This is a genomic window from Bacillus sp. AFS002410, assembly GCF_002556365.1.
Lineage (GTDB): Bacteria > Bacillota > Bacilli > Bacillales > Bacillaceae_G > Gottfriedia.
This window is the reverse complement of sequence record NZ_NUEU01000002.1, coordinates 119,916-143,676: the sequence shown is the minus strand read 5'-3', so window position 1 is coordinate 143,676 and position 23,761 is coordinate 119,916. Positions and strand designations below refer to the sequence as shown.

The window sequence follows — 23,761 nt, the reverse complement described above, 5'->3', positions numbered from 1 at the left end:
TCTGGGGGTGAACGTATGACGAAAATTAGAATTTATGAGTATGCTAAAAAGCAAAATGTTTCAAGTAAGGAAATTATTGAAAGACTCAAGGATTTAAAAATCGAAGTAAAGAATCATATGGCCACAATTGCAGAAGATATTGTTGAAAAGTTAAATGTGAGTTTTCAACCTAAAACTGTTGAGATAAAACAACCCCAAAAAGCTAAACCTTCTTTTAAGGTAATTCCTGCATTTAATGTAGAAGTTAGTGAAGAGCTTGATTTCAAAGAAGATTATCAACTAGAAGAAACGGAAGTAAAGTCAAAAAAGAACAGTAATAAAAAGAAAAAGACTGATAGCCAAAAGCAAAGCAGTCAAAATGAAGATCGACAAACGACAGGGATAAAGAAAGGCATTCAAAATATGAATCATAAAAATAACTCGACCGATAATACATCAAATAAAATAATTTTCTCAGGTTCTTTAAAAGTATCTGAGCTTGCAAAAAAATTAGGTAAAGAACCATCAGAATTAATTAAAAAATTATTCATGCTTGGTATTATGGCAACAATTAACCAAGACCTTGATAAAGACACAATAGAATTATTAGCAAGTGACTATGGTGTTGAAGTAGAAGAAGAAGTAATTGTTGATGAAACAGAATTCGAAGGCTTTATTGATGAAGCTGATGATGAAGCTTCTTTAGAAGAACGTCCACCAGTTGTAACAATTATGGGTCACGTTGACCATGGTAAAACAACTTTACTTGACTATATTCGTAAATCAAAAGTAACTGCTGGAGAAGCAGGTGGTATCACTCAACATATCGGTGCTTACCAAGTTGACATCGAAGGAAAGAAAATTACATTCCTAGATACTCCTGGTCACGCGGCATTTACTACAATGCGTGCACGTGGAGCACAAGTTACTGATATTACAATTATCGTTGTAGCAGCTGATGACGGTGTTATGCCTCAAACAGTAGAAGCAATCAACCACGCTAAAGCAGCAGAAGTACCTATTATCATCGCTGTGAATAAAATGGATAAAGAAGCTGCAAACCCAGATCGTGTAATGCAGGAATTAACTGAACACGGTATTGTATCAGAGGCATGGGGTGGAGACACAATCTTTGTTCCAATTTCAGCATTAAATGGTGAGGGTGTTGATCAGTTACTTGAAATGATTCTTTTAGTTAGTGAAGTAGAAGAATATAAAGCAAATCCTACTCGTAAAGCACTAGGAACTGTAATTGAAGCTGAATTAGATAAAGGTAAAGGTTCAGTTGCAACATTATTAGTTCAAAATGGTACATTAAAAGTAGGAGATCCAATTGTAGTTGGTACTTCATTTGGTCGTGTACGTGCGATGGTAAATGACTTAGGTCGTCGAATTAAAGAAGCTGGCCCATCAACTCCAGTGGAAATTACTGGTTTAAATGAAGTTCCTCAAGCTGGCGACCGCTTTATGGTATTTGCAGATGAGAAACGTGCACGTCAAGTTGGTGAAGCTCGTGCTTCAAAAGCAGTTCTTCAACAACGTAGCGAAAGCTCAAAATTATCTCTTGAAGATTTATTTGCTCAAATTCAAGAAGGTAATGTAAAAGAAATCAACTTAATTGTAAAAGCAGACGTTCAAGGTTCTGTTGAAGCGATGGCAGGTTCATTACAAAAAATTGAAGTTGAAGGCGTAAAAGTTAAAATTATTCATACTGGCGCAGGTGCAATTACTGAGTCTGATGTAATCTTAGCTTCAGCATCTAATGCAATCATTATTGGTTTCAATGTACGTCCTGATGTAAATGCAAAACGTACTGCTGATTTAGAAAATGTTGATATTCGATTACACCGTATTATTTACAAAGCAATCGAAGAAATTGAATCTGCGATGAAAGGTATGCTAGACCCTGAATTTGAAGAAAAAGTAATCGGTCAAGCGGAAGTACGCCAAGTATTCAAAGTATCAAAAGTTGGAACAATTGCTGGATGTTATGTAACTGATGGTAAAATCACTCGTGATAGCGGTGTTCGCTTAATTCGTGACGGTATTGTTGTATTTGAAGGTCAATTAGATACTTTAAAACGTTTCAAAGATGACGTTAAAGAAGTAGCTACAAACTACGAATGTGGTATTACAATCGAGAAATACAATGATATTAAAGAAGGCGACGTAATCGAAGCTTATGTAATGGAAGAAATTAAACGTAAATAACGAAAAATGAAGCGACTCACATTGCCCCCGTAGTAAGCTAATTAGAGGGGCAAGTCGCTATATGTAAGAAAAAGTGAACCGGTCACAAATGATTAGGTAAGCAACATAAATAATTATTTATACAATTAGTTAAACTAATCGTATGAAAGCACGAAATGTTTTGCTTTGTAAGATAGAGGTGAAAGTATGAAAGTAAGAGCACATCGAGTTGGGGAACAAATGAAGAAAGAGCTTGGTGAAATTATTGGTAGAAAAATTAAAGATCCAAGAATCGGCTTCGTAACAGTTACTGACGTTCAAGTAACTGGTGACCTTCAACAAGCTAAAGTCTATATTTCAGTATTAGGTGACGATGAACAACGTCAGAATACATTAATTGGTTTAGCGAAAGCAAAAGGATTTATTCGTTCTGAAATTGGTCAACGTATTCGTTTACGTAAGACTCCAGAATTAATTTTTGAATTTGATGAGTCAGTCGATTATGGTAATCGAATTGAAACATTGCTAACTCAAATTAATAAAGAAAATAACTGATAATGAATGGATAGGCGAGTGATTCGTCTATCCATTTTTCATCATGCAAAAAATAAATTATAGGTGATAAGATGAATGGCGTAATCGCACTGAATAAACCAGCAGGTCTTACCTCACATGACTGTGTCTTTAAAATTAGAAAAATTTTAAAGACAAAAAAGGTTGGTCATACAGGTACACTTGATCCCGAAGTAACAGGTGTTTTACCAATATGTATTGGTGAAGCAACAAAGCTAATACCATATTTAACTGATGATCGTAAAAAATATATTGGTGAAATTACTTTAGGTTTTTCTACAACAACTGAGGATGCACATGGTGAAATAGTTGAGCAAAAGAATGTTGATCGAGTTATTACTCGTGAAGAAATTTTAACTGTTTTAAATCAATTAACAGGTGATATTCAGCAAACACCTCCAATGTATTCAGCAGTTAAAGTAAATGGTAAAAAGTTATATGAATATGCGCGAGCAGGAATCGAAGTAGAACGTCCAACTAGAACGATTACGATTTTTGAAATGATGTTACTTGATAATCGAGAAGTATTTGAAGGAGATACAATTTCATTTAAATTTGAAGTGTTCTGTAGTAAAGGTACATATATTAGGACGTTAGCTGTTCAAATGGGTGAACTGTTAGGGTATCCTGCACATATGTCTTATTTAACTAGAACAAAAGCTGGTGCATTTACAATAGATGATTGTGTAACATTAGAGGAACTAGAAGAAGCTACTGAAGCAGCAACTCTTGATCGTGTGATGCTAACGATGGAGCAAGCACTAAATGAGTATCCTCGTTTAAATGTGACTGCCGAAGAAGAAGTAAGAGTATTTAATGGTGGATTTTTTCCTAACACAATGAATTGTAAAGAAGAAGAATATATTGCAGTCTATAACGAAAATAACAAAATTATTGCAATGTATACTCCAAATCCTAAAAATAATCAAGTCATTAAACCAACAAGAGTATTTCATAACCAATAGAAAAAACTATATAAATTTTAATCATTGTTCTATAATGGGAAAAGAGACTTGATTATAGAAAAGGTGATATAAATGACAAAAGTAATAAAAATCACCCATCCTCATTCAATAATAAAAGAAGATTGTAAAGAAACGGTCTTAGCACTTGGCTTTTTTGATGGAGTACATATAGGTCATCAACAAGTCATAAAAACAGCCAAAGAGATTGCGGATGAAAAAGGATTATTATTATCAGTAATGACATTTGATCCTCATCCATCTGCTATACTTGGAAATCGTGATGATGCGATTTCTTATTTGACGCCTTTGGCACTAAAAGTGAAGTGGATGGAGAAACTTTGTGTAGACCAATTATTTGTAGTTGAATTTTCAGAGGAATTTGCAAATCTCCAACCACAAGAATTTGTCGATCAATATATTATTTCTTTAAATGCAAAACATGTTGTAGCTGGATTTGATTTTTCATTTGGAAAATATGGTAAAGGGAATATGGATTCATTACCATTCCATTCTCGAGGTGAATTTACTCAATCAACCGTAACGAAATTTGTTTTAGATGAAGAAAAAGTTAGTTCGACTCGCATTAGAGAAGCAATAAAAGCCGGTGAAATGGAAGATGCTACTCATTTACTTGGTAGACAGTATCAAATAAAGGGAATAGTTGTAGACGGGGACAAACGTGGTAGAACAATTGGATTTCCGACAGCTAATATTTCTGTTTCAATACCGTATGCATTACCTTCAGTTGGTGTTTATGCAGTAAAATGTATCGTTAACGGACAACTGTATGAAGGTATGTGTAATATAGGATACAAACCAACTTTTTATCATGAATTCCAAAAACAAACAATTGAAGTAAATATATTTGATTTTAGCGATGATATTTATGGAAATGAAGTAGAATTATTCTGGTACACAAGAATCCGTGATGAAAAGAAATTTAATGGAATAAATGAACTGATTGATCAATTACAAAAAGATCGAGAAACTGTAAAAAGTTATTTTCGAAATAACTAATTTACAAGACTTGCTTTTATAGTTAAAACAATGTAAACTTAATAAAGTATTTGAAAAACCGTTGCTTGGCTGTTCGATTCACCGACGACTGCTAGGTGATAGGTGTTCAACAATAATATTATGAGGTGAATTAACATGGCATTAACTCAAGAACGTAAAAACGAAATTATCAGCACTTACAAAACTCATGCAAACGATACTGGTTCTCCAGAAGTTCAAATTGCAGTTTTAACTGAAAACATTAACTCTTTAAATGGGCACTTACGTACTCACAAAAAAGATCACCACTCTCGTCGTGGTTTATTAAAAATGGTTGGTAAGCGTCGTAACTTACTTAACTACTTACGTAACAAAGACATTACTCGTTACCGTGAATTAATTAACAAATTAGGTTTACGTCGTTAATTTCGAGTATTAATTTGATACTTTTAGAAAAAGCGGGATTCTTCCCGCTTTTTCTTATACATATCGACTTAAATTAAGTGTTCATTCGATGTTAAATTTATAAATATTTAATCTCTTTTTCTCGTTAGTTGATTTCTTTACTAAACATAGGAGATAATAGAGAATATACGATTTTTTACATAATTTAATCTAAACATTGAATTGTAAATTAGAGAGGGGTATTTATACCATATGGAACAACAAAAGCACGTTTTTTCCACGGAGCTTGCTGGTAAAACTCTTACAGTTGAAGTAGGACAATTAGCTAAGCAAGCAAATGGAGCAGTTTTAGTAAGATACGAAGATACTGTCGTATTATCATCAGCAACTGCATCAAAAGAACCTAAAAAAGTTAGCTTTTTCCCATTAACAGTAAACTATGAAGAGCGTTTATATGCAGTAGGTAAAATTCCTGGTGGATTTATTAAACGTGAAGGTAGACCAAGTGAAAAAGCAATTTTAGCGAGTCGATTAATTGACCGTCCAATTCGACCATTATTCGCAGATGGATTCCGTAATGAAGTACAAGTAATCAGTATGGTTATGAGTGTAGATCAAGACTGCTCATCAGAAATGGCTGCTATGTTTGGTAGTTCATTAGCTCTATGCGTATCTGACATTCCTTTTAATGGACCAATTGCTGGAGTAGTAGTCGGTCGTATAAACGGCGAATTTATTATTAATCCAACTGTTGAACAAGCTGAAAACAGTGACATTAATTTAACCGTAGCTGGAACAAAAGATGCAATTAACATGGTTGAAGCTGGAGCTGACGAAGTACCAGAAGAAGTAATGCTTGAAGCAATCATGTTTGGTCATGAAGAAATTAAAAAATTAATTGCTTTCCAAGAAGATATAGTAGCTCAAATTGGTAAAGAAAAATTGGAAATTAAACTTCATGAAATTAATGCGGATTTAGAAAAACAAATTCGTGAAATTTGTGAAGAAGAATTAAACGCAGCAATCCAAGTTCATGAAAAACATGCTCGTGAAGATGCGATCAATGTAGTAAAAGAACGCGTTGTTCTTCAGTTTGAAGAAAATGAAGCGGACGACGAAACAATTGGACATGTTAAAGAAATTCTTTCAATGCTTGTAAAAGAAGAAGTTCGCCGATTAATTACAGTTGAAAAAGTACGTCCAGATGGAAGAAAATTAGATGAAATTCGTCCATTATCATCACAAGTTGGTTTACTACCACGTACGCATGGTTCTGGTTTATTCACTCGTGGACAAACTCAAGCGTTAAGTATTTGTACACTTGGTGCTCTAGGTGACGTACAAATCCTTGATGGATTAGGTATAGAAGAATCAAAACGATTTATGCACCATTATAATTTCCCACAATTTAGCGTTGGGGAAACAGGACCAATTCGTGGACCAGGTCGTCGTGAAATTGGTCACGGAGCACTAGGTGAAAGAGCTCTTGAGCCAAGTATTCCGGACCAAAAAGACTTCCCATACACAATCCGTCTTGTTTCAGAAGTTCTTGAATCAAATGGATCAACTTCACAAGCTAGTATTTGTGCAAGTACATTAGCAATGATGGATGCAGGTGTACCAATTAAAGCACCAGTTGCAGGTATTGCAATGGGATTAATTAAATCTGGTGAACATTATTCTGTACTTACAGATATTCAAGGTATGGAAGATCACTTAGGAGATATGGACTTTAAAGTTGCAGGTACTGCAAAAGGTGTTACTGCACTTCAAATGGACATTAAGATCGATGGATTATCAGAACAAATTTTAAAAGAAGCTTTAGAACAAGCGAAAATTGGACGTATGCAAATCCTTGATTCAATGTTGGCAACAATTAGTGAACCAAGAACAGCATTATCTGAGTTTGCTCCAAAAATCTTAATGATGACAATTAATCCAGATAAAATTAAAGACGTTATCGGACCAGGTGGAAAACAAATCAATAAAATTATTGAAGAAACTGGCGTGAAAATTGACATTGAACAAGATGGTACTGTATTTATCTCATCTGTAGACCAACCTATGAACGATCGTGCAAAACAAATTATTGAAGACCTTGTTCGTGAAGTAGAAGTAGGTCAACTATACATGGGTAAAGTTAAACGAATTGAAAAATTCGGCGCATTCGTTGAAATTTTTGCAGGTAAAGACGGCTTAGTACACATTTCTGAAATAGCAGAAGAACGTATTGCAAAAGTTGAAGATGTACTTTCACTTGGGGACGAAATCCTTGTAAAAGTAACTGAAATCGACAAACAAGGCCGAGTTAACTTATCTCGCAAAGCAGTATTAAAAGAGCAAAAAGAAAAAGCTGAACAAAACTAAAAAGAGGAAGGCGTTTAGCGTTCCTTACCAATAAAGAACAACAGGCACTTAAGGTGAACCTGTTGTTTTTTTTAATTTTTTTGTTTTACCCTCTCTTTCTAGACTCTTCTTTTCTTAATTCCGCATTTCCTATTTTTTCCTGCATTTTTTTGTGTTTCATATTTTTTTTTGGTTACAATAAAAAAGTAGAACTAGAAATTACCATATAAGTACATAATTTTGTAGGGAGCTTGTTCTATTTTATTCAAAAATAACATATTCCTTCTAGTAGGAGGGCGTTTAGGAAATGAGTAGAGGTAGGTTAAAAGTCTTAGCATTAGTTGTGGCATTATTTCTAGCAACTCTAGTAGTTAGAAATCATTACACTAATCATTACGTAAGGAACTTAAATGCAAAATCGTCACTAGTAACAGCAAAAACAAATGATTTACTAGCTGAAATTAAAACAAACGCACCATCATATGAAAAACCTCCTAAAGATGCTTATTTGGATTCGGTTTGGAAGGCCATTCCCGGGTATAACGGATTAGCGGTTGATGTAGATGCATCGTATAGGAAAATGAAGGCAAAAGGCAAATTCGATAAGAGTAAGTTAGTTTTTAAAGAAGTTTCTCCTAAAATTCACTTAAAAGATTTACCTCCATCACCAGTGTATAAAGGTAATCCGGAAAAACCAATGGTAGCGTTTACGATTAATGTGGCTTGGGGAAATGAGTACATTCCAAGAATGTTGGAAGTGTTAAAGAAGCACAATGCAAAAGCAACTTTCTTTCTAGAAGGTAGATGGGTAAAAAATAACCCAACTGTTGCTCAATTAATTACTGCTGCGGACCAAGAGGTTGGTAATCATTCGTATACACATCCTGATATGGCAAGATTAGGCAGTCAACAAATAAGAAATGAAATAGTGGAAACAAATTCTGTAATTTTAGCTACAACCGATCATAAAGTTGAATGGTTTGCTCCTCCAAGCGGTAGCTATCGTGATGAAGTGGTAAAAATTGCTTCAAGTTTAGGGTTAAAAACAATTATGTGGACAGCAGATACGATTGATTGGCAAAAGCCACCAAGAGAGGTCATTATTAATCGTGTCATGAAGAAAGCAGAAAATGGTACGATCGTTCTTATGCATCCAACCAAACCGACAGCTGATGCGCTTGATGAATTGATTACAAGAATTGAGGCATCAGGAAGGAAAGTTGTAAATATCTCAACTTTATTAGATGAAAAACGGTACGATACAATTAAAAAAGTTGAAAACAAATGACAATTGAATTCAGCTTTGTTAAGATGATTGTAAAATATAGTTAAATTTTTCAATCTTATTACAATTGTAAATAGATGGTGTATACATAGGAGGCATTACATGATTGTACGACATACTTGTAAAAATGGAGTAAGAGTAGTTATTGAAAATATTTCAACGGTTCGTTCCGTTGCACTAGGTGTATGGATTAAAACTGGTTCATACAATGAAACAAAAGAATTAAATGGCGTTTCGCATTTTCTAGAGCATATGTTCTTTAAAGGTACTAAAACGCGCAATGCTAAAGAAATTGCGGAAAGTTTTGATTCAATTGGTGGACAAGTAAATGCTTTTACTTCAAAAGAATATACTTGTTATTACGCTAAAGTTTTAGATACACATGCAGATTACGCTTTAGAAGTACTAGGGGATATGTTCTTTAATTCAACTTTTGACGAGGGTGAATTAGAAAAAGAAAAAAATGTAGTACTTGAAGAAATTAAAATGTACGATGATACACCAGATGACTTAGTACATGATTTACTAAGCAAGGTTATGTATGAAACTAATCCACTAGGGTATCCAATATTAGGTACTGAAGAAACTTTAAAAACTTTTAATGGCGATACACTACGCCAATATATGAATGATTTTTATACACCAGATCAAGTCGTTATTTCGATTGCTGGTAATATTGATGAATCTTTTATTAAACGAGTTGAAGATTTATTTGGAAATTATGAAGGGAAAAAGAAAGACGTTAACTTTGGGATTCCTACAATTCATTATGGAGAAATTTCTCGTAAAAAAGAAACAGAACAAGCACATCTTTGTATCGGATATAGAGGTCTTGAACTAGGACATAAGGATTTATATCCATTAATCGCCTTAAATAATATTCTTGGCGGTAGCATGAGTAGTCGATTATTCCAAGATGTTCGTGAACAAAAAGGACTTGCTTACTCAGTTTTCTCATATCATTCTGCATATCAAGACAGTGGTATGGTGGCAATATATGGTGGTACTGGTAAAAGCCAAGTAAACCAATTATTTGAAACAATCCAAGAAACTTTAAAAGTTTTAAAGGCAGATGGCATATCAGAAAAAGAATTAATTAATTGTAAAGAACAATTAAAAGGTAATTTAATGTTAGGCTTAGAAAGTACAAATAGCAGAATGAGTCGTAATGGTAAAAATGAATTAATGATTGGTCATCATCGTTCATTAGATGAAATAATCAAATTAATTGATGATGTTACGATTGAAAATGTAAATGATATTGCAAACTTTGTCTTTACAGACGATTATGCAGTTGCATTAGTTAGTCCAGATGGGGTAATTCCATCTAATTTAAAACATTAAGACGATGAATGAGAGGGTCCTTAACAATGATTAAGGACCCTCTTTTATTTTTTCTGATAAATACTTTTTGATTACTGGGCCTTAATTTTAGAAAGAATCTTCACCAATGCAAAGGAAGATTCATAAGATATTTAGGAGAAAGATGTTAGGCGGTAGTCCTGCTTACAAATTATTAATTTCCATTTACCATAGTGAAGTAAAGAAGGTGAATGCTGCATGTTAACTGGCTTGCACATTGCTGTTATTGGCGGGGACGCCAGACAGTTAGAAGTTATTCGGAAGTTAACAGAGTTAGACGCAAAAGTAACATTAATAGGTTTCGAACAATTAGATAGTGGTTTTACAAGTGCATCAAAAGAATTAATGGCAGATGCTAATTTTGAAGATCTAGATGCAATTCTTCTACCAGTACCAGGTACGAATATTGAAGGAGTTGTTGATACAATTTTTTCAAATGAAAAAGTTGTTTTGACGAAAGAAATATTAGATAGTACTCCAGCTCATTGTACGATTTACTCCGGAATAAGTAACTCTTACTTAGATAGTATAGTTGCAGCTTCAAATCGAAAATTAGTAAAATTATTTGAACGAGATGATGTAGCAATTTATAATAGTATTCCAACTGTTGAAGGAACAATTATGATGGTAATTCAACACACTGAATACACGATTCATAATTCAAAAGTAGCCGTATTAGGTTTAGGTCGCACAGGAATGAGTGTCGGAAGGACCTTTCATAATTTAGGTGCTAAAGTAAAAGTAGGCGCTCGTAAATCTGAACATATTGCAAGAATCGTTGAAATGGGCTTAGAAGCATTTGAATTCAAGAACATTGAAGAAGCCTTAAAGGATGTTGATATTGTTATTAATACAGTTCCTACTTTAATTGTCACTGCAGGGGTCATTTCAAAATTACAGCCACATGCGCTAATTATTGATTTAGCTTCAAAACCTGGAGGAACAGATTTTCGTTATGCTGAAAAAAGAGGTATTAAAGCATTATTAGCACCAGGTTTACCAGGAATCGTTGCTCCTAAAACAGCAGGGCAAATAATCGCAAACGTACTAACACAGCTATTAAAAGAAGATTTAGAGAAAAGGAAGGAGCAATCGTAATGAGTTTAAAAGGTAAGAAAATAGGATTCGGAATTACAGGTTCTCATTGTACTTATGAAGAGGTCGTACCCCAAATTCAAAAATTAGTCGATGATGGAGCTGACGTATATCCTGTAGTTACATTTACAGTTAAAAGTACAACAACAAGATTTGGTGTAGGAGAAGACTGGATCAAAAAAATTGAAGAAATAACAGGGCGTAAAACAGTTGATTCAATTGTAGGAGCAGAACCATTTGGACCAAAAGTACAACTAGATTGTATGGTCATTGCACCTTTAACGGGTAATTCAATGAGTAAGTTTGCAAATGCTCAAACTGACAGCCCTGTATTAATGGCAGCTAAAGCTACTTTGAGAAATGGAAAACCTGTTGTTTTAGGTATTTCTACAAATGATGCTTTAGGTTTAAATGGAACTAATTTAATGTGACTTAGATGATAATACCAAACACCAAAATTATTTTGGTAGCTTCGGATAAAGAATAATACTAAAATCATCTAATTTTTGATGTGGTTCTTTTTGATATTCAACCTTAATTAGGATTGATTTTAGTAGACGATTTTTAAGCTCTATATCAGTTGTTTTGAAATATAAATCTAGCACGTTTTCAACTGTTGGAATCACTTGCTCTTTAAACTGTTCTCTTTGTTGATATTTTGACAATTCTTCTACTATTAAGGTCTTACTATTTGAGAGCTCTTTAAAACGATTAGAGAGTATCTCAGAGCGTTCAATATAAATGGATTCATCATAAACCCCTCGTTCTAAAAAATTAAATAAGTTATTTTTTTGTTTTTCAACTTCCTTTAAATCATTTTCGATTTGCTTAAGTGCTTGTTTTTTTAAATTAATAACTTCAAATTCGTTGATCTCTGATAGATTTTTAAAACTTAATTTATATTCTTTTAACCAAATTTCTAAACCTTGTAATATCCTCTCTTCAACTAAATGAGTATAGGAGGACCGAGTATTACAGCGGTTATTTGTACAAACAATTTGTCTAGGTTTTCCTTTCGGATAGCGCTGCTGTAATTTTGAACTACATTTACTACAAAAAATTAATCCAGCTAGCTGATTGCTTAACTTACTATTATAAGGAGCATGATAACGACTACTTAAAATTTCTTGCGCCGAATTAAATACTTCATTATCGATAATTGCATCATGTTTTCCATCAACTATAAGCCACTCAGATTTAGGCTTTCTTACACCTTTGCCATTTTTTTTATTCCAGGTTACTTTACCAATGTAAGTAGGATTTTTTATCATTTCAAGAATAGAATGATAGCTCCACTTCTTACCCGAAAAAGAAGGTATATTCATTTGATTTAAACGGTTCGCAATCTCAGTTGCACCAATCAATTCTTTTGTATACCATTCGAAAATACTTTTTACTACTTTTGCCTGTTCAAGATTAATACTTAAAGAGCGAAATTCTTTTGTTTCATATAAATCATAGCCATAAGGAGCAAAAGTTCCGATGTAATTGCCTCTTTGAACCGATAAAATACGACCACGTTGAAGTCTACGAGTAATAATTTTTAACTCTTTTCGAGCCATAAAAGCTTCAAATTCACTATATTCTTCATCGAACTCATCATGGAGATCATAAGTCTTTCTAGGCGTAATAATTTTTGTTTTTGAAGATTTAAAGGTTTCTAATATAATTCCTTGTTCCTTCATATTACCGCGTCCAAGCCGATCCATATCCATTACAAGTACACCATCATATTTAAATTCCTCGACCTCCTGTAAGAGCTTAAGCATTTCCGGCCGATAAACAAGTGATTCACCAGAAGCAATTTCCTGCCGAATACAAATTATATTTAACTGACTATCTTGTGCGAATTTTAAAAGCTGCTCTTTATGTTTTGATAAAGTTTCACCTTCACCACGGGCTTCAGCATCTAGATCCGCACGACTTTTCCGTAAATATAAAGCAACACGTTCCATTTATTTTTCACCTCTTAGACTATGTATATGTCTAATTAAGAAATTAATTAATTTGCGAAGCTCTCGTAACCTTAATAAAAGATTGGTTAGTCCGTATCAAAACGAATCATATAATAAATTACGGGGGTGGTGATACTGAGCAAACAAACAGAATTTACTGCTACCTATCAATTTGGAAAAACAAAAGTTAATATCATTGCACCTATTGATGTATCGGAAGAAAATAAAATAAAAATCCTCGAAGAAATCCACCTAATTGGCTGGAAAATTATTAAACAAGAGTTGGAGAAAAAGGAAGATTATTAATCTAGAGGGTGTCCCGAAAGTGTGATAGGGATATCCTCTTTTTTATGTTTATAGGAAATTTTTTAAAAAAGTTGAATGTAAGTGCTAATAAGGGAATAGAGCCTGCCGATAAAGGTTGGAGTGCAAATAAAACTAGTGAATCTGCAAATAAAATTAGTAAAACTGCAATAAAAATTAATCAAACTGCAAATAAAAATAGCAAAACTGCAAATAAATTACCTAGAATCAGAGAATAAACAAGATATTACCCATACAAGTAAGGGGGATCTGAGCTTTCTAATGGTTCAAAAGTGAAAGTAAAGAATGAAAAACGAACAAATTTTGCTCTCATTTTCATAAACCAACTAAAAAAATCAAGCAATCTCATTAAATATCCATAAATGGAGCTCGTATAATCAACTCTTATTGATAAACCCCACTTAGATACCCTCCCATTTTCCTTTAAGACAGGACAGCCTAGATCGCTAATGTGTCAGTTGCGATTTTTGGACGGCCTCTTAAATTTAACAAACCTTTAGATACGATGCCCCCAGAAAAATGGTCCTTATTAGAATATATTTTTTATCCTTTTACAACGGTAAAAAACTAAATATGCAATCATTTTTTCTGAAGATATAATAAAGGCCATGACATTAATATGACGATACAAGTAGTTGAATAGTATTGCTAGTTTGTTACAGGAAAAATGAGCACCGAAGATAGACCAATTACGAAAGAAGCGAGCGTTTGGCGAACAGTCTAGGACAGATTATTCAAAAATCTGTCATTTTTTTTACAAAACGAACGTATTTATGGTGATAGTGAGTCTAAATATTCATCATAGAGAGGAATGTTGGTTATTATCGAATATCAATTCAAAAAACAACTAAATAAAGTGGAAAAACTGATTGAACAAAAACATGCTGAGCATTTGATTTCAAATGTCAGAATTAGAGATGTGTTGGAGCTAGCCTATAAAAATTGGACATTAGATTATGCCAAGGCGGTCGTTGCCTTAAATCTAACAAATGGTGAATTAATAGGATATTCAGTAAGTAGTACACAAAAACATCATAGAAGTGATTCTCAGATTATCATTTTTGAACTCGATGCAAATGTTGACGTGGAGGATGTTTCCGTATTGTTAGGAAATATGGGAGTGAAAGCTGTACGATCATTCTTTGAAATTGACGATGAAACTTTTTCAAATAATATGTTTTTTTGGACTGAATGTTATTTGAGGTTTCATAATTTAACAATTAAATCGATTAGAGATAGCTTTTTAAGAGTACTCTATAATGATTACAAACAAACATTTTATAATACATGCATTAAAAAACAATTGGATTATATATACACCTACTATTATGTTAACAATAATCAATAGGATGAAATTATATTATTCATAATTTTTAACTGCTTTCTTGTTTCAGCCCCCAATTAAATCCTTTATGATACTTCCTTTTAAGTCAATTTATATGTCCCATATAAAACGATAAACTGATTAAATAGGTATTATCCTCTAAGTCATAATTTAATGCGTTTAATGAGTACAAAAAATATATATTTTATTCCCTTTGGGCAAGACGATCCAGTAAAAAAACCCAATTCATTAGTAGCAAGAATGGAAGCGTTACTTGATACAGTTAAATCTTCTATAGAAGGAAAACAACTTCAACCAGTTCTAGTTGAAAAATATCGTGACCTACAATAATTATTTTAGAAAAAATAATACTGAATTATTTTTTCTATGTTAGAATGAAGAAAATTGAGTATGTGTCATTAGGATACATACTCGTTACTATGAAAAGAATTATTCAAGCGAAAACCTTTGAATATCAACTTCATTTGACGTAAACTATTTAATAAAAGTGAAAACAGGGATGGTGCAAAAAAAGTGGGGAATAAACAAAGTTATGTAGTAGCTGTCGTAGGTGCGACTGGTGCAGTTGGACAACAAATGATTGCAACATTAGAAAATAGAAATTTTCCAATTAAAGAAATTAAATACTTATCATCAAAACGTTCTGCAGGAACAAAGTTATCATTCAATGGGCAAGAAGTTATCGTACAAGAAGCTACTCCTGAAGCATTCGAAGGTGTAGATATTGCTTTATTTAGTGCTGGGGGATCTGTATCGAAAGAACTAGCTCCAGAAGCAGTAAAAAGAGGAGCAGTTGTAGTAGATAACACTAGTGCTTTTAGAATGGCTGAAGATGTGCCATTAGTTGTACCTGAAGTAAATGACAAAGATTTATTTAATCATAAAGGTATTATTGCAAACCCTAACTGTTCAACAATTCAAATGGTTGTTGCACTTGAGCCAATTCGTCAAACAATTGGTTTAAATAAAGTAGTAGTTTCTACTTACCAAGCTGTTTCAGGTGCTGGAGTTACAGCGATTGAAGCGTTAAAGGATCAAGCTCAAGCTTTCTTAAATGGCGAAGAAGCTACTCCATCAGTATTACCGGTAAAAAGTGGTGAAAAACATTATCAAATTGCTTTTAATGCAATTCCACAAATCGACGTATTTACTGAAAATGGATATACTTATGAAGAAATGAAAATGATAAATGAAACTAAAAAAATCATGCATTTACCTGAATTACAAATTAGTGCAACATGCGTAAGACTACCTGTAATTTCTGGTCATTCAGAGTCAGTATATATTGAAGTTGATAAAGCAGTATCGGTAGAAGAATTAAAATCACTATTAAGTGATGCACCTGGAATCGTTTTACAAGATGATCCAGATCAACAACTATATCCAATGCCATTTTACAGTATTGGAAGTAATGAAGTATTTGTAGGACGTATACGTAAAGACTTAGATAATCCATTAGGATTCCATTTATGGATTGTATCAGATAATCTATTAAAAGGTGCTGCTTGGAATTCAGTGCAAATTGCTGAAAGATTAATTGAGTTAAGCATCATTTAGTGAAAACTGCTAGAGAGGTGCAAGAATGAAAATATTAGTCCAAAAATTTGGTGGGACTTCAGTACGTGATGAAAATGGTAGAAAGCACGCACTTAAGCATATAAAAAAAGCGTTAGAAAATGGTTATAAACTAGTAGTAGTTGTATCTGCGATGGGACGTAAAGGTGAGCCTTATGCAACGGATACACTATTAAATTTAGTTGGTGCCAAAAAAAGTAAAGTTACTCAAAGAGAACTTGATTTATTAATGTCATGTGGAGAAACAATTTCATCAATTGTCTTTTCAAATTTATTAAATGAAAATGGTATTCACGCAATGGCAATGACAGGGGCATCGGCTGGCTTCAGAACAAATGATGAATTCGGTAATGCGAAAATTCTAGATATGAAGTGTGGCCGATTATTGCAAGAATTAGAAAACTACGATGTAGTTGTAGTGGCAGGTTTCCAAGGATCAACATCTAATGGTGATACCACGACTTTAGGTAGAGGTGGAAGTGATACATCTGCTTCTGCTCTTGGTGTTGCAGTAGGCGCAGAAACAATCGAAATTTTTACCGATGTTGAAGGCGTAATGACAGCCGACCCAAGAATTGTAAAAGAAGCTAGACCATTATCTGTTGTTACGTATGCAGAAATTTGTAATATGGCATATCAAGGAGCAAAAGTAATTCATCCTCGAGCTGTCGAAATTGCAATGCAAGGAAAAGTACCTATTCGAATTCGTTCAACGTATTCAACTAGTTTAGGTACACTAGTAACATCGAATCCAACACAGCGAATCATTGGTGAAGGTATTCATGATCGATTAATTACAGGAATCGCACATGTACCTAATGTTACTCAAATAAGAGTAACATCAAAGGAACATACATTTGATTTACATTCTCAAGTATTTAAAGCGATGGCAAATAAAGGAATAAGTGTAGACTTTATAAATATTTCTCCAAATGGTGTTGTATACACAGTGAGTGATGAGGTTTCTACAAAAGCAATTGATGTACTAAAAGGAATTGGCTATGAGCCTTCATACACTGTAGGTTGCGCGAAAGTATCAATCGTTGGAGCTGCAATTGCTGGAGTACCTGGAGTAACTTCAAAAATTGTAACAGCACTTGCTGAAAGAGGAATTCAAATTTTACAATCAGCAGACAGCCATACGACTATTTGGGTACTTGTAAAAAATGAAGATATGGTCGAAGCGGTTACGGCACTTCATGATGCATTTGAACTTAGTTCAGTTAAAGTGGATTAATATTTGATCGGAGTGGAACAATGAGTAGATTTGGTAAAATTTCAACAGCAATGGTTACTCCTTTTGATTCAAAAGGTAACATTGATTTCGCAAAAACAACAAAGCTTGTGAACTACTTAATAGAAAATGGGACTGATTCAATCGTAGTATGCGGTACAACTGGCGAATCACCAACTTTAACGACTGAAGAGAAATTAGCGTTAATCAGTCACGTTGTCTCAGCTGCAAATGGTAGAGTACCAGTAGTAGCGGGTACTGGAAGTAATAATACACGTGAAACAGTAGAATTAACTAAAAAGGTTTCAGCTTTAGGCGTAGACGCAATTATGGTTGTTGTACCTTATTACAATAAACCAAACCAAGAAGGTCTATATCAACATTTTAAAGCTGCAGCAGAAAGTACTGAACTACCTGTAATGTTATATAATGTACCAGGAAGAACAATAGCTAGCCTTTCTGTAGACACAGTTGTAAGACTTGCAGAAATCGAAAACGTAGTTGCAATTAAAGATGCGACTGGTAATTTAAGTATCATGACAGAAATTATTGATCGTACTCCTGAAGATTTTGAATTATATTGTGGCGATGACGGTTTAACGTTACCAGCATTTGCAATTGGTTCAAAAGGAACTGTTTCAGTAGCATCTCACGTGTTAGGAAATGAAATGCAGCAACTAGCTGAAAGCTTCTTCACAGGAGATATGGCTAAAGCACAATTCCTACACCGTAAGCTTTTGCCATTATTTGATGGATTCTTCATGGCTCCAAGCCCAAGTCCAATCAAAACAGCTTTACAAATGAAAGGTTTAGATGTTGGTGGAGTTCGTTTACCACTTGTACCACTTTCAGAAGCTGAGCGAACAACATTAAGTAATCTAATTAACAAATTAGACGAAGCATTACAAAATAATTAATACTAAAACCACTTTTAATCCAATTATTTGGATTGTAAGTGGTTTTTTGTTGTGCCACTATTGAATAACAATATATGGCCGCATCATTTCATAGTCCTCATGCTCTAACATATGACAGTGCCAAACATATAATCCTGTGAAAGGTCCAAACTTCATTATGATTCTAGTTACTTGGTTTGGATTAGACTGAACAGTGTCCTTCCATCCATTTTCTTGTGGTTTTGGTGGGATAGCTGGTCCTGTGTAATGAATGATCCTTTCTTTCTTATATTTTTCTACATCAAAATTTCTTCGGTCTACTATTTGGAAATCAATTAAGTGAAGATGGATTGGATGAGCATCAGGCGTTAAGTTAATTAAATACCATATTTCGGTCGAGCCTAACTTCGGGTTTTCAGAAATCGGCGCATCCCAGTGTTTGTTATCCAATAACATAATTTCTCGTCCGTATTGATCCATCTCGTGATTTAATGTGAGATACCGCTCCATTGAAACAGACCGTTCATTTATTTTTGGAATACTCATCATATAACCTGGGATCATACTAGTATCAATATTTGACAAAGCCAAAGTAACTCTAAACTGCATGATAGTTCCTGTATTTTCATTAACGGCATTTCCATCTGGAAATGGGGCGGGGGCATCGTTCTTTAGAATAATAGATTTCCCTTCAAGATTCGTAAAATCAATGATGACTTCTGTACGTTCCGCAGGAGATAACATAAGTTCATTGATTCCAATAGGGTGCTGCATGAACCCACCTTCTGTTGCGATTTGATACATAAGTTGACCAGAATCAAGCGTAAATCGAAAAAAGCGTGTATTCGAAGCATTTAGTAATCTGAATCGATACTTTCTTGGTTCAACATTAAAATAGGGATGCACTTTACCATTAACAACAATCGTATCTCCAATAAATTCAGGGAGAATAGACGTCTGCAATTCCTTGATTGGTTTATCTGGTTGATTTGGATAAAAAAGTGATCCATCATGATTAAAACTTTTATCTTGTATCATAAGTGGAACATCATACTTCCCACTAGGTAAATTGAATAAATGCTCATTTTGATCACTTATTAAATAGAAACCTGCTAATCCAGCATAAACATTGAGTCTAGTAATGCCAAGTGTATGATCATGGTACCAAAGTGTCGAGGCACAATCGCAATTATCATAACGATAAACTTGCTTTTTAAAATAACGCCCAACTTGAATAAAGTCCCTAGTAAACCAAGCTTCAGGATAACCATCGCTATCTGATTCAACACAAGCACCATGAACATGTACTACCGTACGGACTTCAGGTAGATCCATATGTGCACCGTGAACTGTATAGTCTATGGGGAATAAGTGCCGATCAGGAAGATGATTGATCCATTTAATAAACACTATTTCACCTGATTCAACTTGAATTGTAGGTCCTGGGTAACTACCCTCGTATCCCCAAACAGTTGAATCATCTAACTCACTATGAAGAGATTGCTTGAACTCCGTCATTCTTACTTCATAATAAGTATAAAACTGATCCTTCCAAAGAGGTTTTAAAATAGGTGGAATAGGGAGTTCATCAACAAATTTAGAGAGGCTGATTTTATTTGAACGTACGTTATTACTGATCGATTGGTTATTTATTCGAGGATTAGTACGTTGTTTATCGGAAAAATGATTCAAATCATGTGACTCACTGTTATTTATATTCATGCATTACCTCCCTTCCTAAATTATTCATATTCCTTTCTTATCTAAAAATTACATTCGATAAATAAAAGTTCAAAAGAGAGATTAGCTATTCATTAGAGGGGGAAATATAAAACAGTAAAAAAGTTGAAATCGTTTTTTAAAAATGAAAAAGAGCACCCTGTATAGTCATCTAACAGAGTGCTCATTAATTTTATTTTCTCTTCCTACTTTAATTATACCATTTTATATCAAGTTAAAATAGACTGTTTATTCTCCCTTACTACTGCTAAAATCAAATAACAAAATTGGTTAGGAGAGATGTGTAATGAGTTCTTTTATTCTCGATTTTCTAGAAATTGAAAAAAATCAGCTTTTTCATGTTGGAGGTAAAGGGTTAAATTTAGGAGAATTATCAAAAATTCAAGGAATAAATGTCCCAAAAGGTTTTTGTATTACAACAGCTAGCTTTCAAAAAGCGATAGAAAAAAATGAATTGTATCATACTTTGTTAGAACAACTAAACATGGTAAAAGTAGCAGATCGAGATAAAATTGGAGAAATCAGCAGGGAAATTCGAGAAATCATACTCGAGGCAGTAATTCCTTCTGATGTTATATCAGCAATTACAAACTATCTTTCCGAGTATGAAGAAAATCAAGCCTTTGCAATTCGATCTAGTGCAACTGCTGAAGATTTACCACATGCGTCTTTTGCTGGCCAACAAGACACTTATTTAAATATCATCGGCAAAGAAGCAATCTTACAGCATATTGTCAAATGTTGGGCATCCTTGTTTACAGACCGTGCAGTAATTTACCGTATTCAAAATGGATTTGACCATAGCCAAGTTTATTTATCCGTCATCGTTCAAAAGATGGTTTTTCCACATGCTTCAGGGATTTTATTTACTGCTGATCCTGTTACATCAAACCGGAAAATAGTATCAATTGATGCCAGTTTTGGACTTGGTGAAGCTCTTGTCTCAGGGATCGTTTCTGGAGACTGTTATAAAGTATGTGAAGGTGAAATCGTTGATAAAAGGGTAACAACCAAAAAATTAGCAATCTATGGGCGACCTGAAGGAGGAACAATAACACAACCAATCGAACCGGCACAGCAAAAAAATCAAACTTTGACTGACGAACAAATACTGCAACTAGCAAATATAGGAAGAAATATAGAATCTTATTTTGGTAAACCACAAGATATTGAATGGTGTCTTGTTGATGACACATTTTACATTGTCCAAAGCAGACCAATTACAACACTATACCCAATTCCTGAAGCGGATGATCAAGAAAATCACGTTTATCTTTCAGTTGGCCATAATCAAATGATGACTGATCCAATGAAACCATTGGGATTGTCTTTTTTTATGTTAACGACTAAGGCGCCAATGCGTAAAGCAGGAGGGAGGTTGTTTGTTGATATTACACGCAATCTTGCTTCACCTACCGCCAGAAAAATGCTTATTGATGTAGCAGGAAACTCAGACCCACTTGTAAAGGGCGCGTTATTAAATGTTGTTGAACGTGATTTTATTAAATTGACATCAGTTGAAAATAACGCACCGATACCAAAACCAAACAATAAAGATTTATCGTCTACCGAATTTAAACCGCAAATAGAAAACGATCCTACGCTTATAACTAAGTTAATTAATAAGAATCAAGCATCAATCGAAGAGCTAAAGCAAAACATTAAATCGAAATCAGGTTCAAATTTATTAGAGTTTATTTTAGAAGATATCCAAACATTACAGGCGATCCTATTTGACCCACAAAGCTCAGGAGTAATTAGGACTGGGATGGATGCTTCATCTTGGATTAATGAAAATATGAGTAAGTGGTTAGGGGAAAAAAACGTAGCAGATACATTATCTTTATCGGTTTCTAACAATATTACTTCGGAAATGGGTCTTTCGTTAATGGATGTTGCAGATGTAATTCGTCCATATCCTGAAATCATAAATTTTCTACAACATGTAAAAGATGAAAACTTTTTAGATGAACTGATTAAGTTTAATGGAGGGAAGGAAACAAAAGACGCTATCAATCATTATTTAAACAAGTACGGAATGCGATGTGCTGGAGAAATCGATCTTACAAAAACGCGTTGGATCGAAAAACCAACTACACTTATTCCGATGATTTTAAATAATATTAAAAATTTTGAGCCTAATGCAAGCAAACAGAAATTTGAGCAAGGGCAACAAAAAGCCTTAAAAAAAGAAAATGAGCTAATTGAGCGATTAATGCTATTACCAGATGGTGAAAGGAAAGCAGAAGAAACAAAACGAGTTATCAGCATACTTCGAAATTTTATCGGTTATCGTGAATATCCAAAATACGGCATGATTAATCGCTATTTCGTTTATAAACAGGCTTTATTGAAAGAAGCCGAAAAACTGGCCTTAGCTAGCGTCATTAATAATAAAGAAGATATTTACTATCTAACTTTTGAAGAACTTTGCGAAGTAGTGCGTACAAATAAACTTGATTATGAAATCATTAGCAAACGAATAGAAGAGTACAAATTTTATAATAAACTAACGCCACCAAGAGTAATCACATCTGATGGTGAAATTATTACAGGTGAGTATAAACGAGAAAATCTTCCACCTGATGCCATCCCAGGTCTGGCCGTATCCTCAGGGGTTATTGAAGGACGCGCTCGCGTGATCTTAAACATGGAAGATGCCGATTTAGAAGATGGTGATATATTAGTCACGACATTTACCGACCCTAGCTGGACACCATTATTTGTTTCCATAAAAGGCCTCGTAACCGAAGTTGGTGGACTAATGACTCATGGGGCAGTGATTGCTCGTGAGTATGGTTTAGCTGCGGTTGTCGGTGTCGAAAGTGCCACAAAACTTATAAAAGATGGACAACGAATTCGAGTAAATGGAACAGATGGATATATTGAATTATTATAATGGCTGAACTACTTCATTTTGTTGTTCTTTCAATTTTGTAAATGTCATTTCAGCCCTAGAATTTGATAACTACGAAAAGAAAATGCTCTCGACCTTTTCGACAGCCTGCCCCCATTATTATGGGGGTCAGTTTGTTGAAATATGGGCCAAACATAATCATAGGTAAGTAATGTTGGTAGTAGTGGGCTTCCACTACGGTCTGTTAAGAGTTAGTTTGTTTAATCATCTTGTATTTTTTACGTACTCATGCATTTGTTATGAGTACGTTTTTTGATATTTAAGCTGATATAGTTACTCATGAAGCTGTTATGAGTAATTGTTTTTGATAATTTAGCTAATATAGTAACTCATGAAGCTGTTATGAGTAAGTGTTTCTGAGAATTTAGCTGATATAGTAACTCATGACCCCTTTATGAGTAAGAGTTTTTGATAAATTAGCTAATTTAGTTACTCATGAACTCTTTATGAGTAAGTGTTTTAGAGAATTTAGCTGATATAGTTACGCATGAAGCTGTTATGAGTAAGAGTTTTTGAGAATTACGCTGATATAATGCCCCTTTAAGTGTTTTTGACCATCATGCTGTTATACGTACCCAC

Annotated in this window: 18 protein-coding genes and 2 pseudogenes; 18 read left to right on the top strand and 2 right to left on the bottom strand. The window is 34.0% G+C overall.

Translation table 11 applies throughout. The annotated features are described in order from the left end of the window. Nucleotides 1–15 precede the first annotated feature (15 nt). From infB to dpaB, 10 genes and pseudogenes are all read left to right on the top strand, one after another. Nucleotides 16–2,190, top strand: coding sequence for a translation initiation factor IF-2 (gene infB / locus CN692_RS02665; protein ID WP_098117472.1), 2,175 nt, complete (start codon nt 16–18; stop codon nt 2,188–2,190). 186 nt (nt 2,191–2,376) lie between these two features. Next, nucleotides 2,377–2,724 (top strand): 30S ribosome-binding factor RbfA, encoded by a 348-nt coding sequence (gene rbfA, locus CN692_RS02660; RefSeq protein WP_025568543.1) that lies wholly within the window; start codon nt 2,377–2,379, stop codon nt 2,722–2,724. Nucleotides 2,725–2,795: 71 nt separating this feature from the next. Beyond that, complete coding sequence (truB, locus tag CN692_RS02655) at nt 2,796–3,707, top strand: tRNA pseudouridine(55) synthase TruB (RefSeq protein ID WP_098117471.1); 912 nt, start codon at nt 2,796–2,798, stop codon at nt 3,705–3,707. A 72-nt stretch (nt 3,708–3,779) separates the two neighbouring features. Continuing rightward, nucleotides 3,780–4,724, top strand: a complete 945-nt coding sequence (gene ribF / locus CN692_RS02650; protein ID WP_098117470.1) for a bifunctional riboflavin kinase/FAD synthetase — start codon at nt 3,780–3,782, stop codon at nt 4,722–4,724. Between the two features lie 135 nt (nt 4,725–4,859). Beyond that, entirely contained in the window at nt 4,860–5,129 is a 270-nt protein-coding gene (gene rpsO, locus CN692_RS02645) for a 30S ribosomal protein S15 (protein ID WP_025568545.1), read from the top strand. Between the two features lie 231 nt (nt 5,130–5,360). Next, the gene (gene pnp, locus CN692_RS02640; protein WP_098117469.1) at nt 5,361–7,475 is read left to right on the top strand and encodes a polyribonucleotide nucleotidyltransferase; all 2,115 of its coding nucleotides are present in this window, start codon (nt 5,361–5,363) and stop codon (nt 7,473–7,475) included. Nucleotides 7,476–7,761: 286 nt separating this feature from the next. Next, entirely contained in the window at nt 7,762–8,742 is a 981-nt protein-coding gene (locus tag CN692_RS02635; protein WP_098117468.1) for a polysaccharide deacetylase family protein, read from the top strand. Nucleotides 8,743–8,841: 99 nt separating this feature from the next. Continuing rightward, nucleotides 8,842–10,083, top strand: coding sequence for a M16 family metallopeptidase (locus CN692_RS02630; RefSeq protein WP_098117467.1), 1,242 nt, complete (start codon nt 8,842–8,844; stop codon nt 10,081–10,083). 216 nt (nt 10,084–10,299) lie between these two features. Next, nucleotides 10,300–11,199, top strand: coding sequence for a dipicolinic acid synthetase subunit A (gene dpaA, locus CN692_RS02625; RefSeq protein WP_098117466.1), 900 nt, complete (start codon nt 10,300–10,302; stop codon nt 11,197–11,199). Further along, nucleotides 11,199–11,624 (top strand): annotated as a pseudogene (gene dpaB, locus CN692_RS02620) (dipicolinate synthase subunit B); the annotation flags it as partial. The gene dpaA and the pseudogene dpaB, both read left to right, overlap by 1 nt. 30 nt (nt 11,625–11,654) lie before the next feature. Here the strand turns inward: dpaB and CN692_RS02615 are convergent. Further along, nucleotides 11,655–13,151: a recombinase family protein gene (locus CN692_RS02615; protein ID WP_098117464.1), complete on the bottom strand. Its 1,497-nt coding sequence runs from the start codon at nt 13,149–13,151 to the stop codon at nt 11,655–11,657. Nucleotides 13,152–13,280: 129 nt separating this feature from the next. Between CN692_RS02615 and CN692_RS02610 the strand changes: the two genes are divergently transcribed. The 7 genes and pseudogenes from CN692_RS02610 to dapA all read left to right on the top strand — a co-directional run bounded on the left by CN692_RS02610 (nt 13,281) and on the right by dapA (nt 18,546). Continuing rightward, nucleotides 13,281–13,457, top strand: coding sequence for a cell division protein FtsZ (locus CN692_RS02610; RefSeq protein ID WP_098117463.1), 177 nt, complete (start codon nt 13,281–13,283; stop codon nt 13,455–13,457). Between the two features lie 44 nt (nt 13,458–13,501). Beyond that, on the top strand, nt 13,502–13,693 hold the full coding sequence (locus tag CN692_RS02605; protein WP_098117462.1) for a hypothetical protein: 192 nt from the start codon (nt 13,502–13,504) through the stop codon (nt 13,691–13,693). A gap of 596 nt (nt 13,694–14,289) precedes the next feature. Further along, the gene (locus CN692_RS02600; protein ID WP_098117461.1) at nt 14,290–14,823 is read left to right on the top strand and encodes a hypothetical protein; all 534 of its coding nucleotides are present in this window, start codon (nt 14,290–14,292) and stop codon (nt 14,821–14,823) included. 144 nt (nt 14,824–14,967) lie between these two features. After that, nucleotides 14,968–15,150 (top strand): annotated as a pseudogene (gene spoVFB, locus CN692_RS25975) (dipicolinate synthase subunit B); the annotation flags it as partial. Nucleotides 15,151–15,333: 183 nt separating this feature from the next. After that, nucleotides 15,334–16,377 carry an aspartate-semialdehyde dehydrogenase gene (asd, locus tag CN692_RS02595; RefSeq protein ID WP_098117460.1) on the top strand — a complete coding sequence of 348 codons (1,044 nt, stop codon included), beginning with the start codon at nt 15,334–15,336 and terminating at the stop codon, nt 16,375–16,377. A 25-nt stretch (nt 16,378–16,402) separates the two neighbouring features. Next, on the top strand, nt 16,403–17,632 hold the full coding sequence (gene dapG, locus CN692_RS02590) for an aspartate kinase (protein ID WP_098117459.1): 1,230 nt from the start codon (nt 16,403–16,405) through the stop codon (nt 17,630–17,632). A gap of 20 nt (nt 17,633–17,652) precedes the next feature. After that, nucleotides 17,653–18,546: a 4-hydroxy-tetrahydrodipicolinate synthase gene (gene dapA, locus CN692_RS02585; RefSeq protein WP_098117458.1), complete on the top strand. Its 894-nt coding sequence runs from the start codon at nt 17,653–17,655 to the stop codon at nt 18,544–18,546. 57 nt (nt 18,547–18,603) lie between these two features. Here dapA and CN692_RS02580 read toward each other — a convergent pair whose 3' ends face one another. Beyond that, the gene (locus CN692_RS02580; protein WP_098117766.1) at nt 18,604–20,136 is read right to left on the bottom strand and encodes a multicopper oxidase family protein; all 1,533 of its coding nucleotides are present in this window, start codon (nt 20,134–20,136) and stop codon (nt 18,604–18,606) included. A 415-nt stretch (nt 20,137–20,551) separates the two neighbouring features. Here CN692_RS02580 and ppsA point away from each other — a divergent pair, with 415 nt between their 5' ends. Beyond that, complete coding sequence (gene ppsA / locus CN692_RS02575) at nt 20,552–23,164, top strand: phosphoenolpyruvate synthase (RefSeq protein WP_098117457.1); 2,613 nt, start codon at nt 20,552–20,554, stop codon at nt 23,162–23,164. Nucleotides 23,165–23,761 lie beyond the last annotated feature (597 nt).

Coding starts and splice junctions, on each gene's coding strand:
- CN692_RS02605 (WP_098117462.1), top strand. CDS start 13,502: ATGTTTATAGGAAATTTTTTAAAAAAGTTGAATGTAAGTGCTAATAAG.
- infB (WP_098117472.1), top strand. CDS start 16: ATGACGAAAATTAGAATTTATGAGTATGCTAAAAAGCAAAATGTTTCA.
- ppsA (WP_098117457.1), top strand. CDS start 20,552: ATGAGTTCTTTTATTCTCGATTTTCTAGAAATTGAAAAAAATCAGCTT.
- dapA (WP_098117458.1), top strand. CDS start 17,653: ATGAGTAGATTTGGTAAAATTTCAACAGCAATGGTTACTCCTTTTGAT.
- dpaA (WP_098117466.1), top strand. CDS start 10,300: ATGTTAACTGGCTTGCACATTGCTGTTATTGGCGGGGACGCCAGACAG.
- rpsO (WP_025568545.1), top strand. CDS start 4,860: ATGGCATTAACTCAAGAACGTAAAAACGAAATTATCAGCACTTACAAA.
- rbfA (WP_025568543.1), top strand. CDS start 2,377: ATGAAAGTAAGAGCACATCGAGTTGGGGAACAAATGAAGAAAGAGCTT.
- pnp (WP_098117469.1), top strand. CDS start 5,361: ATGGAACAACAAAAGCACGTTTTTTCCACGGAGCTTGCTGGTAAAACT.
- truB (WP_098117471.1), top strand. CDS start 2,796: ATGAATGGCGTAATCGCACTGAATAAACCAGCAGGTCTTACCTCACAT.
- CN692_RS02630 (WP_098117467.1), top strand. CDS start 8,842: ATGATTGTACGACATACTTGTAAAAATGGAGTAAGAGTAGTTATTGAA.
- dapG (WP_098117459.1), top strand. CDS start 16,403: ATGAAAATATTAGTCCAAAAATTTGGTGGGACTTCAGTACGTGATGAA.
- CN692_RS02635 (WP_098117468.1), top strand. CDS start 7,762: ATGAGTAGAGGTAGGTTAAAAGTCTTAGCATTAGTTGTGGCATTATTT.
- ribF (WP_098117470.1), top strand. CDS start 3,780: ATGACAAAAGTAATAAAAATCACCCATCCTCATTCAATAATAAAAGAA.
- CN692_RS02615 (WP_098117464.1), bottom strand. CDS start 13,151: ATGGAACGTGTTGCTTTATATTTACGGAAAAGTCGTGCGGATCTAGAT.